Source organism: Priestia sp. TRN 1309, from assembly GCF_050846875.1.
Classification (GTDB): domain Bacteria; phylum Bacillota; class Bacilli; order Bacillales; family Bacillaceae_H; genus Priestia; species Priestia zanthoxyli.
The window spans coordinates 1-12,912 of the sequence record NZ_JBOZGM010000002.1; the positions used below are offsets into that span (position 1 = coordinate 1).

At 39.4% G+C, this 12,912-nt stretch carries 15 protein-coding genes and 2 riboswitches; of the genes, 9 read left to right on the top strand and 6 right to left on the bottom strand.

The window, feature by feature from the left end:
* Positions 1 to 650 (bottom strand): SH3 domain-containing protein (locus tag ACRPLQ_RS07310; RefSeq protein ID WP_432235846.1); only part of this gene is annotated, 650 nt, incomplete at its 3' end.
* Between the two features lie 571 nt (positions 651 to 1,221).
* On the opposite strand from ACRPLQ_RS07310, the gene ACRPLQ_RS07315 reads away from it, so the two are divergent.
* Positions 1,222 to 1,755, top strand: coding sequence for a GrpB family protein (locus ACRPLQ_RS07315; RefSeq protein WP_028412757.1), 534 nt, complete (start codon positions 1,222 to 1,224; stop codon positions 1,753 to 1,755).
* 35 nt (positions 1,756 to 1,790) lie between these two features.
* On the opposite strand, the gene ACRPLQ_RS07320 is transcribed toward ACRPLQ_RS07315, so the two are convergent.
* The 4 genes from ACRPLQ_RS07320 to ACRPLQ_RS07335 form a co-directional block, all read right to left on the bottom strand.
* Complete coding sequence (locus ACRPLQ_RS07320) at positions 1,791 to 2,471, bottom strand: DUF4397 domain-containing protein (RefSeq protein WP_165635388.1); 681 nt, start codon at positions 2,469 to 2,471, stop codon at positions 1,791 to 1,793.
* Between the two features lie 115 nt (positions 2,472 to 2,586).
* Entirely contained in the window at positions 2,587 to 3,024 is a 438-nt protein-coding gene (locus ACRPLQ_RS07325) for a hypothetical protein (protein ID WP_432235847.1), read from the bottom strand.
* Between the two features lie 93 nt (positions 3,025 to 3,117).
* Positions 3,118 to 3,855, bottom strand: a complete 738-nt coding sequence (gene nfsA, locus ACRPLQ_RS07330; protein WP_028412760.1) for an oxygen-insensitive NADPH nitroreductase — start codon at positions 3,853 to 3,855, stop codon at positions 3,118 to 3,120.
* 29 nt (positions 3,856 to 3,884) lie between these two features.
* Positions 3,885 to 4,169, bottom strand: coding sequence for a putative quinol monooxygenase (locus ACRPLQ_RS07335; protein ID WP_013057729.1), 285 nt, complete (start codon positions 4,167 to 4,169; stop codon positions 3,885 to 3,887).
* A 204-nt stretch (positions 4,170 to 4,373) separates the two neighbouring features.
* On the opposite strand from ACRPLQ_RS07335, the gene ACRPLQ_RS07340 reads away from it, so the two are divergent.
* Positions 4,374 to 4,688 carry an ArsR/SmtB family transcription factor gene (locus ACRPLQ_RS07340; protein WP_013083811.1) on the top strand — a complete coding sequence of 105 codons (315 nt, stop codon included), beginning with the start codon at positions 4,374 to 4,376 and terminating at the stop codon, positions 4,686 to 4,688.
* A gap of 19 nt (positions 4,689 to 4,707) precedes the next feature.
* Here the strand turns inward: ACRPLQ_RS07340 and ACRPLQ_RS07345 are convergent, their stop codons facing one another.
* Positions 4,708 to 5,043 (bottom strand): CHY zinc finger protein, encoded by a 336-nt coding sequence (locus ACRPLQ_RS07345; protein ID WP_028412761.1) that lies wholly within the window; start codon positions 5,041 to 5,043, stop codon positions 4,708 to 4,710.
* A gap of 177 nt (positions 5,044 to 5,220) precedes the next feature.
* Here ACRPLQ_RS07345 and ACRPLQ_RS07350 point away from each other — a divergent pair, with 177 nt between their 5' ends.
* The 7 genes from ACRPLQ_RS07350 (at position 5,221) to kdpDN (ending at position 12,899) form a co-directional block, all read left to right on the top strand.
* On the top strand, positions 5,221 to 6,288 hold the full coding sequence (locus ACRPLQ_RS07350) for an undecaprenyldiphospho-muramoylpentapeptide beta-N-acetylglucosaminyltransferase (protein WP_029714620.1): 1,068 nt from the start codon (positions 5,221 to 5,223) through the stop codon (positions 6,286 to 6,288).
* Positions 6,289 to 6,447: 159 nt separating this feature from the next.
* Positions 6,448 to 6,590, top strand: a riboswitch (cyclic di-AMP (ydaO/yuaA leader).
* A 72-nt stretch (positions 6,591 to 6,662) separates the two neighbouring features.
* Positions 6,663 to 6,800 carry a hypothetical protein gene (locus ACRPLQ_RS07355; protein ID WP_156830726.1) on the top strand — a complete coding sequence of 46 codons (138 nt, stop codon included), beginning with the start codon at positions 6,663 to 6,665 and terminating at the stop codon, positions 6,798 to 6,800.
* 15 nt (positions 6,801 to 6,815) lie between these two features.
* A riboswitch (cyclic di-AMP (ydaO/yuaA leader) is annotated at positions 6,816 to 6,956 on the top strand.
* A gap of 297 nt (positions 6,957 to 7,253) precedes the next feature.
* Positions 7,254 to 7,334, top strand: a complete 81-nt coding sequence (gene kdpF / locus ACRPLQ_RS07360) for a K(+)-transporting ATPase subunit F (protein ID WP_063611563.1) — start codon at positions 7,254 to 7,256, stop codon at positions 7,332 to 7,334.
* Between the two features lie 24 nt (positions 7,335 to 7,358).
* Positions 7,359 to 9,020: a potassium-transporting ATPase subunit KdpA gene (gene kdpA, locus ACRPLQ_RS07365; protein ID WP_165635404.1), complete on the top strand. Its 1,662-nt coding sequence runs from the start codon at positions 7,359 to 7,361 to the stop codon at positions 9,018 to 9,020.
* A 21-nt stretch (positions 9,021 to 9,041) separates the two neighbouring features.
* Positions 9,042 to 11,117 (top strand): potassium-transporting ATPase subunit KdpB, encoded by a 2,076-nt coding sequence (kdpB, locus tag ACRPLQ_RS07370; RefSeq protein ID WP_165635386.1) that lies wholly within the window; start codon positions 9,042 to 9,044, stop codon positions 11,115 to 11,117.
* Positions 11,118 to 11,130: 13 nt separating this feature from the next.
* The gene (gene kdpC, locus ACRPLQ_RS07375) at positions 11,131 to 11,697 is read left to right on the top strand and encodes a potassium-transporting ATPase subunit KdpC (protein ID WP_028412765.1); all 567 of its coding nucleotides are present in this window, start codon (positions 11,131 to 11,133) and stop codon (positions 11,695 to 11,697) included.
* A 53-nt stretch (positions 11,698 to 11,750) separates the two neighbouring features.
* Positions 11,751 to 12,899 (top strand): KdpD-like non-kinase potassium sensor, encoded by a 1,149-nt coding sequence (gene kdpDN / locus ACRPLQ_RS07380; protein ID WP_099000321.1) that lies wholly within the window; start codon positions 11,751 to 11,753, stop codon positions 12,897 to 12,899.
* Positions 12,900 to 12,912: the final 13 nt, after the last annotated feature.

Consider the following 12,912-nt stretch of genomic DNA (forward strand, 5'->3'; position numbering starts at 1 on the left):
TCTTTTACCACCGTTACTTTGGAACCCCGGGATAAGTTCGTCACGATAGACGCGCTTGTGCTCGCAGAAGAGCGAACGTTTAATGAGCTAGCGTTAACAACAGCTGACTTGGATGTTGTAGAACCCGAGTTACTAGTCGGTGTAGAAGAACCGGAGCCTGCTTGTAGGTACTGACTCGCTACCCAGCCTGTTTGACCTGATGCTGTTTTAATCTGTGACCAGGATCCGCTCTCTTTTACCACCGTTACTTTGGAACCCCGGGATAAGTTCGTCACGATAGACGCGCTTGTGCTCGCAGAAGAGCGAACATTTAATGAACTGGCGTTAACAACGGCTGACTTGGATGTCGAATTTGCCGTAGACGTACTGTTTGTTTGTGTTTTGTTTATGTATTGAGATGAAATCCAAGCTTCTTTACCGTTATACGTAATTTTAGCCCATCCCTTGCTTTCATCTACTATATTAACGGTGTTTCCCTTCGTTACTTTTCCAACGATAGCGCCGCTTGTACTAGGCGTTGCACGTACATTTAACGATGTAGCAGTTACTTTGGCCGATTCAGCTGCATCTGCGTCAATCGAATGCAAAAGCAATGAAGAGCTTAAAAGAACAGAAGAAACGGCTGTGTACATGACATGTTTTTTATTCATTTTTTCCTCCTTGCAAATTACAAATTTCAACATAAGTTAATTAGTATACAAAGCATATATCGGCAAATAGCCCAAAATTTTGAGTTAAATCTACTATTATCTCATAATGCCGATATTATCCATCATACTATATGTCGAATTTCAATTGTATAATGAATTTGAACTATCTGCCATCCTTAACGATAAAATTTTACATTAATGTAAAATATAATTATATCAAAGGTGAAATGTAGGGATGTCAAGGGCATATAAAGGTCTTTAGCCCTTTGTTCACCGATGTTTTGAGGACATGTTTTATACTAGAAAAAATGTAAAATAGTATAAAGCAGCTGAATGTGAATATGATAGAGGAGAGATAGCAAATAAAAGAGTATCTATCTTTTGGAGGAGGAAACATCCACAATTATGAAACATTCAGAATAAAAATAACAAAAATATATAAAATAATATAAAGCCTGTCTATATCGATGGAAAAGCTCATAGCATAAACAAAAAGTAAATAGTTAGAAAATTCTTTCTTTTTATTTTAAAACATGGTACAGTATAAAAAAGTGAAAGGGTGGAAACTGATATGCGAAAGATTGTTCAGTATGAAACAAAGTGGTCGCTTTTGTATCAAATGGAAAAAGAAGCGTTACTTAATACACTAAAAGATTTTTCAGTAGACATCGAACATATTGGAAGCACGTCCGTTCCAGGATTGGCAGGTTCACCAATCGTTGATATTTTAATCGGCGTCAAACGCGAAGAAGACATAAATGAAGTGCGCGCTATATTAAAAAATAAATCTCACGTATATGTAGCGGAAAAAGAGATGTTCGTTTTATTAAAAGAAGGCGTTCCAGCTGCACATTACCCTCCAATTATGACCGCTAAGAATGCTCGTAAGCTCATTCCACATGATGCTAGAAGAAGTCATGTGTACGTAACGGTCAGTGAATCACCTTACTGGAATGAACGAATTAATTTCAGGGAGCAGTTACGCTCGAGCGAACGTGCTAGAAAAAAATATGAAGGTATGAAATACGAGCTTTCAAAACGATTGTGGAACGATATTTCTACCTATGAGTACAAAAAAGAAGAATTCATTCAGCGCAGTCTATAAAAAACGTCATTTCAATTGAAATGACGTTTTTTTAATTAATTATCTTGTAAAACAATGGTCCCAAGCTTATCAGCAGTATTTACTGCGAGCACCGTATAGTTTTTACCGCTTTGAAGATTTGTTCCAGGAAGACTTAGTATTTCTTTTCCGTCTGCTGTGGAAACAGATAAATCATACGAACCCGGATTTACTACTTGATAACCTGAAATGCTTTTAAAAGACAGATCTTTAAATAAAGGAGCAGCCCCTTTAGGACCTACGTTTACCGCAGGAGCATCAGGAGATAAATGAGCAACACGTAAGCTTGCTTTTCCATCCATCCCTTGCTTATTATTCGTGAAAGCCTGCAGTTCAAGATTTTCGGCTTTATTTACAGCGGCTACTGTATACGATTTTCCACCGTCTACAACAAGGGTAGCTTCGATGATGGAATCTTTTGTTCCTTTTGTCTTCGCTTCGTATACTTCTACTTTATGAGAACCAGCTGACAAAGGCAGGGAGTTGGAGACATCTTTAAACTTTGCTCCTTCTACTAAAGCTTTGTCATCCACAAAAATGTCTACAGCTGGAGCATCCGGTGAAGCATGAACGATACGAACTTCTGCATTTTGAGCTGGTCGCTCATCTGCAGCAGGAGGTGTTTCAGCGGCAAATACTAACATGCGGCTAAGTGCCAAGAAGGCAATCACTGCTACCATTACGAATAGTCGTTTCATCAAGTATCACTCCTTTTTTAGTATACACAGCTTTATGTAAAGAGAAGGACTGTGCAGTTGTTAGCGTATACTAAATAAAATCAACTATTCGTTTGTTTGTTAACTTTTAACGTGTTTACTGAGATTTCTGACGGAAAAATCGAAGAATAGCCAAAATATTGTACAAGGTTGTTAAGAGCCACGTCAATAAAAAGCCTAGGCCAAGTCCGATATTGGCATCTATATACGTATGCGTGAAGTTATCATATACGACGTAGGCAAGAGGAGCAATTGACAGTAAAAGGAGAAGAAAAAACAAAAGTGTTTTCCATCTGCTTAAAGTGAAGGTTAGATAAAAGAAAAGGAAAGCGGAAAACAATAGAAGACCGTCTCGAATAGCCCAAGGTAAAACGCCGATATGTGGATTAGCGAGAAGAAAGGTTGGAACAATTGAAAGGAGGAAAAGGAGAGACAGCAAAGTCACGTGAAGGGTGTTCTTTTTTGTAAAAGCCGGCACCAATAAAAACGCTGCCGTTGCACCTAAAAGAAAATTACAAATTAAAATAAACTCCATCCAAACACCTCATTTATCGAGTATTACTTTTAGTCTATTCAGGACGCTGTTAAAGTAGATAAAAAAAGCTGCGATGAACATCGCAGCTTTTGATCATTCGAATTTAAATCCTTGTTTTTCAAGCATCGCTCGAACTTCTGGATAATAAATGGTTTTGTAAATAGCGGATACAGTTTGTGACCAGTTGCGGTCATCTGCACCGTTTGTTCTCTTTTTCATATACTCTGCCATTTCAGCATCATAGTCTTGAATCAATGACTTTAAGTCATGATTATAGCTTTCACGATGGTGCACAGCAGCTTGTGGTAATCGAGGCTTTTTCGCAGAATGATCTGCCGGATGTCCAATGACAAGACCGCTTACTGGGAATACGTATTCCGGTAAATCTAGGAGTTCAATGACTTCTAGTGGCTTTCTGCGAATTCCGCCGATTGGTACTGTACCTAAACCGAGTGACTCTGCTGCAACTGTTGCTGCTTCTAAAGAAATTCCAGCATCGGTTGCCCCCACTAAAATTGACTCAAGTCCATCGGTTACGCCAAGAGGCGCATCGTTAAGCTCAGCTGCAATCTTAGCACGATTAAAATCTGCACAAAAGATTAAAAATAGAGGAGCTTGGTCAATCCACGCTTGGTTGCCTGCAAGCTCTGAAAGCTTTTTCTTCTTTTCTTTATCTTGGACGCTAATAATAGTTACTTGCTGTCCGTTAATAGAAGAAGCGGCTGACTGAGCAGATTGAATAATTGTATCTAAATGTTCGTCGCTTACTGCTTCGTCTGTATATTGACGGATAGAACGATGATCTTGAATTGTACGAATTGCTTCATTCATGATGCGTCATCCTTTCAAAGAAGTTATTTTTAGCCTTGTAATGTTTTTACATCTAAAGGTGCTACAAGTACGCCAGTTTGAGCAAATGCTACAAAACTTTGGAAATGAGCTGATTTATTGTGTGCTTGAATTGCTTCTTCGCTTTTCCACTCTTCAATCATCATAAATGTGTTAGGTGTAAAAGCATCTTCAAATAGTTGATAGTTGCTGTTTCCTTCTTCTTGTAAAGAATGCTTAATTAGTTCTTGTACGTTTTCTAAAAATTCTTCTCTTTTTGCTGGGTTAACTTTCATTGAAGCTTGTAAATGAATCATGGATGATTCCTCCTTTAATAATGATGGTGCTTTATATTATTTGTTTTGTTTTTAATCTTTCATTCAATTTACGATTAAAATGAAGATAAGTTCGAATATCATCGAACAATGAAACTATAACACCGATTAAATAACAGTGCAAGGAATTTAGTTCGAAAGTTATCGAACATTGATACACAAAAGAAGCTGTGTTATATTTTAAGCATGAGAAAACCTTATCAACCACCGAAATCTGAAATTAAATTAACGCCTATTTTACATGCGTTGAGTGATCCTAACCGGCTGCGAATTGTACAGTGTTTAGCGACAAGAAAGGAGCAGACCTGTTCGTATTATCAAAAATTAAATGTATCAAAATCAACGCTATCACATCATATTAAAGTACTTCGCGAAGCTGGAATTATCAAACTACGTATAGAAGGTACGCAGCACTATTATTCCTTGCGTTTAGAAGAACTTGAGGAACTGTTCCCAGGTCTGCTTCCTTCCATTATCAATATAGATGAGCAATTATTTTAAAAGCTGAACGATGTTTTGTTCAGCTTTTTTGTTCAAAATAAATGTGTCCATGCAGGCTGCATCCGGGATTAAAAGAAGAACGACAGTGAGGGCAAGTCGAGTTACAGGTTAAATATTCATTAATTGAGAGCTCATGTTTACATACTCCGCAAAGAATAGCTTTTTCATTAAACATAGATGTTGGCCATCTTTTAATGTCGTGATCCGCATGTGCGTTATGACATTGATAGCATGGATAATATGTATGACAGCAATAAAATTTTATTGCGATAATATCTTTATCCGTATGATAGTGCGTACAGCGCGTTTCGGAATCCACTGTGTCACCTTTTACTGCAGGTACAGATTTGTTCATTATCATCACTCCTTATGAAAAGTATAGCATGCTTTTATACGCCTTATCATACATATGTAAAAAGAAAAATGCTATAATAAAACCATCGTTTTACATGTCAGATTGCATGATAAAAAGATTAGATAAAAATTGATGTCAAAACAGATCGATTAAGTGATGCAAAGAGAGGAAGAAAAAATGAGTAAGCAAGTTATCGTTTTTACCGGAGGCGGAACAGCGGGGCACGTAACGCCAAACATTGCCATCATGAAAGAATTAGACAGTGAAAAATGGGATATCCATTATGTCGGTTCTCACAATGGTATTGAGAAAGAATTAATTACAAAATTAAACGTTCCATATCATGCGATTTCAAGCGGGAAGCTGCGTCGATACGTAGATATGGAAAATGTAAAAGATGTATTTCGAGTAGCAAAAGGGGTTGGCGATGCACGTCGCGTGCTGAAAAAACTAAAGCCTTCTCTTGTTTTTTCAAAAGGCGGTTTCGTCACAGTTCCTGTGGTAATGGCTGCTAAATCTTTAAACATTCCCGTGTTCATTCATGAAAGTGATTTAACACCGGGACTGGCAAATAAAATTGCGCAGAAATTTGCCACTAAAATTTTTACTTCTTTTGATGAAGCCGCAAACTACTTTCCAAAAGAAAAAGTGCAGGTTGTTGGTTCACCTATTCGAAAAGAGCTATTTAGCGGCAGCGCAGCGAACGGGGAAAGCTGGCTACGCTTTTATGATAAGCGCCCCATTTTAACAATTATGGGCGGAAGTTTAGGAGCACGCCGTATTAATGAAATCGTTCGAGAGTCTTTGCCTGAACTGCAAAAGAAATTCCAAATTGTACACCTTTGCGGAAAAGGCAATATTGATACAAGCCTTGAAAAAGAGTCAGGATACCGTCAGTTAGAATACGTAAACGAACAGCTTCCTGATGTTCTAGCGGCAACTGATTATGTGATTACACGCGGTGGATCCAATGCCATTTTTGAGTTTTTAGCTCTTCATAAACCGATGATGATTATTCCTTTATCAAAAGCACAGAGTCGCGGAGATCAAATTTTAAATGCACAATCCTTTAAGAAAAAAGGCTACTGTATGGTTGTAGAAGAAGAGCAGTTAACAAAAGAACTGTTTTTGCGTGAAGTAAATGAGCTTCAGCAGCAGGCAAGTACGATGAAGCGTACAATGCGTGAAGCAACAAAAACGGATGCCATTTCAATTCTTGTAAATGAAATTGAGAAAATGAGCTAAAAAAAGCGTTCTTATCTCCTCGATAAGAACGCTTTTTTTTTTCTGAAATTATTATTTTGAAATAATGAATAAAAATAGAAAAATAAAGCTTTTAAAATTTCAAAAAATGTTGTTGACAGTAAATTTTAACAGGAGTAAGATTACTCTCATGAAACGTTCCACTGTGAAACGCTGAGTCTTTTCTGAAAGAGAAGGAAAGAGCGGAGGACCCAATTATCAGGGGTGAATCTCTTAATTGAGTAGGGTTACTTTCTTGACCCGAACCCGTCAGCTAACTTCGTAAGCGTTAAGAGAGAGGATGGTGTAATCGTGGTCGTTTTCTATAACAGCGGATAGTACGCTCCTTTCAAAATATAGGTGAAAGGAGCGTCAGGATGCATTTATCTAAGCAAATGATTCAAATGATTGAATATCGGGCCATGTGCGATCAGCAATCTTTTGATCTAGCAAACCGCTATTTGTCTACGTTGGCTAATCAAAGTTTTAAACGCAGCAGTAAAAGTCAGCATTAAGTCTAAAAATTAAATAACAAAGATACGCTTAATCAATTATGAGCGGGGGACCCAATATTTTGTACGTATGTACTAGGGGTGAATCTCTTAACTGAGTAGGGTTACTTCCATAACCCGAATCCGACAGCTAACTCCGTAAGCGTTTTGGGAGTAAAAAATTCGTGTGAATCACGGCTTATTTGTCGTGCATTAAACCGCGGAAGAGAACTCTCTTCTGCGGTTTTTTAGTGGGAAAAATCAGCATCACGTCTCACGGTTAGCTTTTTTGGACGTGATGCTTTATGAAAAGAAACCGTCACTAAACTTAGAAGCTATCATTTTTGTTAGGAAACAGTTAGGAGGGAGCAACTTGGATATGATCATGCTTGGAACGCTTGTCATATTAACAGCTGCTATGTACGGAATTATTTGCTGGTCGTCTCATGTAGTAGATGAAAGAGAGGAGAAGTGAAAGTGTCGTTCATTTTGTTAGGTATTTCAGTTCTCGTTTTAATTTATTTAGTATATGTACTGTTAAATCCAGAACAATTTTAATAAGCGGAGGAATAAAAAGTGGGGATTTTTCTACTATCAGTTGCGCTGCTGCTTGTTTTTGTAGCGCTTATTGCAAAGCCCGTAGGTATTTATATAGCGAATGTGTTTTCAAACGATAAAAACACTAGCTTGATAGGAAAGATAGAAACGGTGATGTTTAAAGCAGCAGGAATTAAAGGGCTTAATCAGACGTGGAAGCAATATGCATTTGCTCTTGTTTTGGCGAATACGTTTATGATTTTTGTGGTGTACCTTATCTTCCGGTTTCAAGGGGTACTGCCGTTTAACCCAAGCCACATCAAAGGAATGGATCCGGCACTTGCTTTTAACACGGCCATTAGTTTTATGACAAATACGAACTTGCAGCACTACAGCGGCGAATCAGGTTTGTCCTATTTCTCGCAGATGGCCGCCATTGTATTTATGATGTTTGCTGCACCAGCAACGGCACTTGCAGTAGCAATCGCTTTTATTCGTGGGCTGGCAGGGAAAGAAATGGGAAACTTTTTTGTTGATTTTGTAAAGTCAATTACGCGTATTTTACTTCCTATCGCTTTTATAACAGGCATTTTATTTATGTTTTTAGGTGTCCCTCAAACGTTAAGCGGAACGGTTACTGCCCATACAATAGAAGGGGCAACACAGCAAATAGCAAGGGGACCAGTTGCTTCTTTTCTTTCAATTAAAGAGCTAGGAAACAACGGAGGGGGATTTTTTGGTGTCAATTCAGCTCATCCATTTGAAAATCCTAACGCGTTGAGCAATGTATTACAAATCGTCCTTATGCTTTTATTGCCAACAGCACTTCCTTTCACATACGGAAAAATGATCGGACAGCGTAAGCAAGGCCGCATCTTATTTGTAGCGATGAGTATGCTGTTTATCGTTATTTTAAGCACAGCGTTCGTAACAGAGTGGGGCGGCAATCCAAGACTTGATGCTTTTCATTTAAATGAAGCGAACGGTTATATGGAAGGGAAAGAAGTCCGTTTTGGTGTCGGCATGTCGACGCTTTACGCCATCGTGACGACAGCAAGTGAAACAGGTGCAGTCAACACCATGCACGATACTCTTACGCCTCTTACCGGGTTGTTAACGCTTGGAAATATGATGTTAAATACCGTATTTGGCGGTGTCGGAGCAGGATTTATGAATGTCATGATGTACGTCATTATCGCCGTATTTTTATCAGGTTTAATGGTTGGAAGAACACCAGAATACGTAGGTAAAAAAATTGAAGGAAAAGAAATGAAGCTAATCGCCGTGACGCTTATTTTGCAGCCGCTGCTAATTTTAGGAGGAACAGCTGTAGCACTTACCACTCATTTAGGAATGGAAGGTATATCAAATCCAGGCTTTCACGGGTTAAGTCAGGCACTGTATGAATTTACGTCGTCAGCAGCAAACAATGGATCCGGCTTTGAAGGACTCGGTGATGCAACGCCGTTTTGGAACATTTCAACGGGAATCGTTATGTATATTGGACGCTACTTCGGACTAATTACGATGCTGGCGGTATCGAGCTCACTAGCATCCAAACAGCTTGTTCCCGAAACACCTGGAACATTTAAAACAGATACGTCTTTATTTAGCGGCATTTTAATTGGAACTACCGTTATTGTAGGAGCACTTACGTTTTTCCCAGTGCTTGTGCTTGGGCCAGTTGCTGAGTATTTAACACTGTAATCAAGAAAGCGGAGGATCATAATGAATAAACGGAATTTTGCAAATAATATTGAATTGGATCACAACAGTCCCATTCAAGGTTCTGTAGATAAACAAGCTTCATCCATTTTTATTCAATCATTAAAACAGGCTTTTATCAAGCTAAGTCCAAGAACAATGATAAAAAATCCTATCATGTTCGTAGTAGAAATCGGGTTTGTTATTACACTTTTTTTAGCCGTTGTTCCAGACCTTTTCGGAGAAAGTACAGTAAGCGCAGGCTTTAATATTGCCGTATCTCTCGTGTTATTTTTCACCATTGTTTTTGCTAATTTTGCAGAAGCATTAGCAGAAGGTCGAGGAAAAGCACAGGCAAACTCATTAAAGCAATCGAAAGGGGATATTACGGCTAATAAAATTGAAAATGGGCAAATGATACAAGTTTCGGCATCGCAACTAAAAAAAGGAGATATCGTCGTCGTTTCACAAGGCGAAATGATTCCTGGAGATGGAGAAATTATTAAAGGACTGGCGTCCGTTGATGAATCGGCCATTACGGGGGAATCGGCACCTGTTATGAAAGAAGCAGGCGGGGATTTTAACTCTGTAACGGGAGGTACAAGAGTTGTCAGCGATGAAATTACAATTAAAATTACGTGTGAGCAAGGTGAATCGTTTTTAGATAAAATGATTTCGCTTGTTGAAGGAGCAGAGCGTCAAAAAACGCCAAATGAAATTGCGCTAAACACGGTTTTGACAAGTTTGACGATTATTTTTTTACTAGTTGTTGTGACGCTTCCTGTCTTTACAAACTATTTACATTTTCAACTCGACACGGCTATTTTAATTTCACTGCTCGTCTGCCTTATTCCTACGACGATTGGAGGATTATTATCGGCCATTGGAATTGCTGGAATGGATCGAGTCACGCAGTTTAACGTGATTGCTATGTCAGGAAAAGCAGTAGAAGCAGCTGGTGACATCAATACAATTATTTTAGATAAAACCGGCACCATTACGTTTGGAAACCGAATGGCTCATCAGTTAACGACTGTAGAAGGCGTAGACGAACGTGAACTGTACAAATGGGCGTTTGTTTCTTCTCTTTACGACGAAACACCAGAAGGACGCTCGGTGGTTGATTTTATCCAAACTCGCATGGGAGTAGAAGACCTTAGAAAAACGCAGGGAACGTTTGTAGAATTCAAAGCTGAAACGCGAATGAGCGGCATTGACTTACAGAATGTATCTGTACGAAAAGGAGCAGTGGACGCCGTCACGGCATGGGTAGAGTCAAATGGCGGGAAGGTTCCCTCTGATCTACAGCAAAAAGCGAACGAAATTGCAGGAGCTGGTGGCACGCCGCTTGCCGTCGCCGCCGATGATAAAATTTATGGCTTGATTTATTTAAAAGACACGGTAAAACCAGGAATGAAAGAACGCTTTGATGAACTTCGTAAAATGGGCATTAAAACAGTCATGTGCACAGGAGATAATCCGCTAACCGCAGCAACTATTGCAAAAGAAGCTGGAGTAGATGAATTTATTGCGGAATGCAAGCCAGAAGACAAGATTCAAGTCATTAAATACGAACAGCAGCAAGGCAAGCTAGTTGCGATGACAGGTGACGGAACAAATGATGCCCCTGCACTTGCTCAAGCTGACGTTGGTTTAGCAATGAACAGCGGAACCTCAGCTGCTAAAGAAGCAGCAAATATGGTGGACTTGGATTCGGATCCCACTAAAATCATTGAAGTCGTTTCAATCGGAAAACAGTTATTAATGACAAGGGGTGCCTTAACTACATTCAGCATCGCAAACGATATTGCTAAGTATTTCGCGATTATTCCAGCGATGTTTACCTTGGCGATTCCGCAAATGGAGGCTCTTAACGTAATGAAGCTGAATTCACCTCTATCTGCTGTATTGTCAGCGCTTATTTTTAATGCGGTCATTATCCCGCTGTTAATTCCCTTAGCCATGAAGGGAATTGCCTATAAGCCGATGAGTTCTAACGCACTGCTGCGAAAAAATTTGTTCATTTACGGATTAGGTGGGGTATTAGTTCCATTCATTGGGATTAAAGCGATTGACTTATTACTTTCATTTGTGATGTAGAGGAGAAGAAACGATGATACAAACAGAACGAACGGGAAGCATTATTGTTCGCTTAACGATTATGATGATGATACTTTGTGGTCTTATTTATCCTGTTGTGATGACAGGTATTGCTCAAACAGCTGTTCCAAGTAAAGCAAACGGCAGCCTAATCTATTCAAACAATCATCAAGTTATCGGTTCTAAGCTGATTGGGCAGCAGTTTACAAGCAATGCATTTTTTCACGGCAGAGTTTCTAGTATTGATTATAACGGGGCAGGGTCTGGCTCGTTGAATTTAGCACCTTCAAATAAAGACCTTACGAATCGTATCGAGAAATCCGTAGCGGCGTGGAAAAAAGAAAACGAGGTACCAAAAGAAGGGATTCCGATTGATGCCGTCACGAATTCGGCTTCTGGACTCGATCCGGATATTACGCCACAAGCTGCATATGCACAAGTAGAGCGCGTGGCAAAAGCAGCCCATATTAAAACCCAGACGCTAAAAGAGTTAATCAAAGAACATACTCAGCAAGGGGCTTTTGGTGAAAAACGAGTAAATGTAGTAGAGCTAAATTTAGCTGTTCAACGAGAACGCTAATTACACGCACTCGCTTCATGCACTGAAGCGAGTGTGATAAAGGAGCACGAACAATGAAAGAAAAAGAAGCTCATCCATACTTTCGAAGAAAAACTCCGGAAGAACTATTGCGTGAACTTCATGATCAGAAGCGCGGAAAGCTTAAACTCTACATCGGTGCCGCACCGGGAGTAGGAAAGACTTATAAAATGCTTCAAGATGCGCATGACTTAGTCAAAGAAGGCGTAGATGTCGTAGTTGGATATGTAGAAACACACGGCAGGAATGAGACTAAGGCGATGATTGGAAATCTAGAAGTAATCCAAAGGGAAACCGTTTTTTATAAAGGAAAAGAATTACAAGAACTTGATTTACTGGCGATTGTAAGAAGGCGGCCAAAAGTTGTCCTTATCGATGAACTCGCTCATACAAATGTACCGACAAGCCGCCATAAAAAACGTTTTGAAGATGTTTCTTACCTGCTCAACCAAGGTATTTCAGTTATGTCAGCAATGAACATTCAGCATATGGAAAGCGTACATGACCTCGTATATGCTGTTACCCAAGTAAAAGTTCGTGAAACGGTGCCAGATTTATTTATTCAGCAAGCAGATGAAATTCAACTTGTCGACGTTACACCGGAACAGCTGCAAAAGCGTCTTCGTGAAGGCAAAATATACGAAGTCCATAAAATTGAACAAAGCCTGCAGTCGTTTTTTAAGCTCGCAAATCTCCATGCCCTTCGTGAATTAACGCTCAGAGAAATAGCGGATGAAGTGGACGGTAAGCTCATTCATTCCCATGAAATTGGTGTAACAGGTATTTGCGAACGCATTTTAGTGTGCATTCAATACAGTGAAACAGCTGAAAAATTGATTCGAAGAGGCTGGAGAATGGCGAACCGATTGAAAGCAGATTTGCTGCTGCTCCATGTTTTTAAAGGCGATCAGACTGAGAGGGAGAAAACACAAATCAAACAGTGGCAGGCATTCGCTGACCGTTTCCACGCATCGCTAATTGTTGAAGAAGCTAAAAAGCAAAAACCAGCTGCAGTGATTGTGAACGTAGCCAAGCAGTATCGCGTTACTCAAATCTTACTAGGGCAATCAGCGAGGACAAGATGGGAAGAGATTCGAAAAGGCTCTATTGTGAATACAATTATGCGACAGACTCATAACATCGATATTCATATTGTTTCAGATTCAGCAAAACAACAAAAATAAAATGCATATATAA

Excerpts from the sequence above, each read along its gene's own strand:
- ACRPLQ_RS07315 (WP_028412757.1), top strand. The coding sequence starts at position 1,222 with ATGCGAAAGATTGTTCAGTATGAAACAAAGTGGTCGCTTTTGTATCAA.
- ACRPLQ_RS07320 (WP_165635388.1), bottom strand. The coding sequence starts at position 2,471 with ATGAAACGACTATTCGTAATGGTAGCAGTGATTGCCTTCTTGGCACTT.
- ACRPLQ_RS07325 (WP_432235847.1), bottom strand. The coding sequence starts at position 3,024 with ATGGAGTTTATTTTAATTTGTAATTTTCTTTTAGGTGCAACGGCAGCG.
- nfsA (WP_028412760.1), bottom strand. The coding sequence starts at position 3,855 with ATGAATGAAGCAATTCGTACAATTCAAGATCATCGTTCTATCCGTCAA.
- ACRPLQ_RS07335 (WP_013057729.1), bottom strand. The coding sequence starts at position 4,169 with ATGATTCATTTACAAGCTTCAATGAAAGTTAACCCAGCAAAAAGAGAA.
- ACRPLQ_RS07340 (WP_013083811.1), top strand. The coding sequence starts at position 4,374 with ATGAGAAAACCTTATCAACCACCGAAATCTGAAATTAAATTAACGCCT.
- ACRPLQ_RS07345 (WP_028412761.1), bottom strand. The coding sequence starts at position 5,043 with ATGAACAAATCTGTACCTGCAGTAAAAGGTGACACAGTGGATTCCGAA.
- ACRPLQ_RS07350 (WP_029714620.1), top strand. The coding sequence starts at position 5,221 with ATGAGTAAGCAAGTTATCGTTTTTACCGGAGGCGGAACAGCGGGGCAC.
- ACRPLQ_RS07355 (WP_156830726.1), top strand. The coding sequence starts at position 6,663 with ATGCATTTATCTAAGCAAATGATTCAAATGATTGAATATCGGGCCATG.
- kdpB (WP_165635386.1), top strand. The coding sequence starts at position 9,042 with ATGAATAAACGGAATTTTGCAAATAATATTGAATTGGATCACAACAGT.
- kdpC (WP_028412765.1), top strand. The coding sequence starts at position 11,131 with ATGATACAAACAGAACGAACGGGAAGCATTATTGTTCGCTTAACGATT.
- kdpDN (WP_099000321.1), top strand. The coding sequence starts at position 11,751 with ATGAAAGAAAAAGAAGCTCATCCATACTTTCGAAGAAAAACTCCGGAA.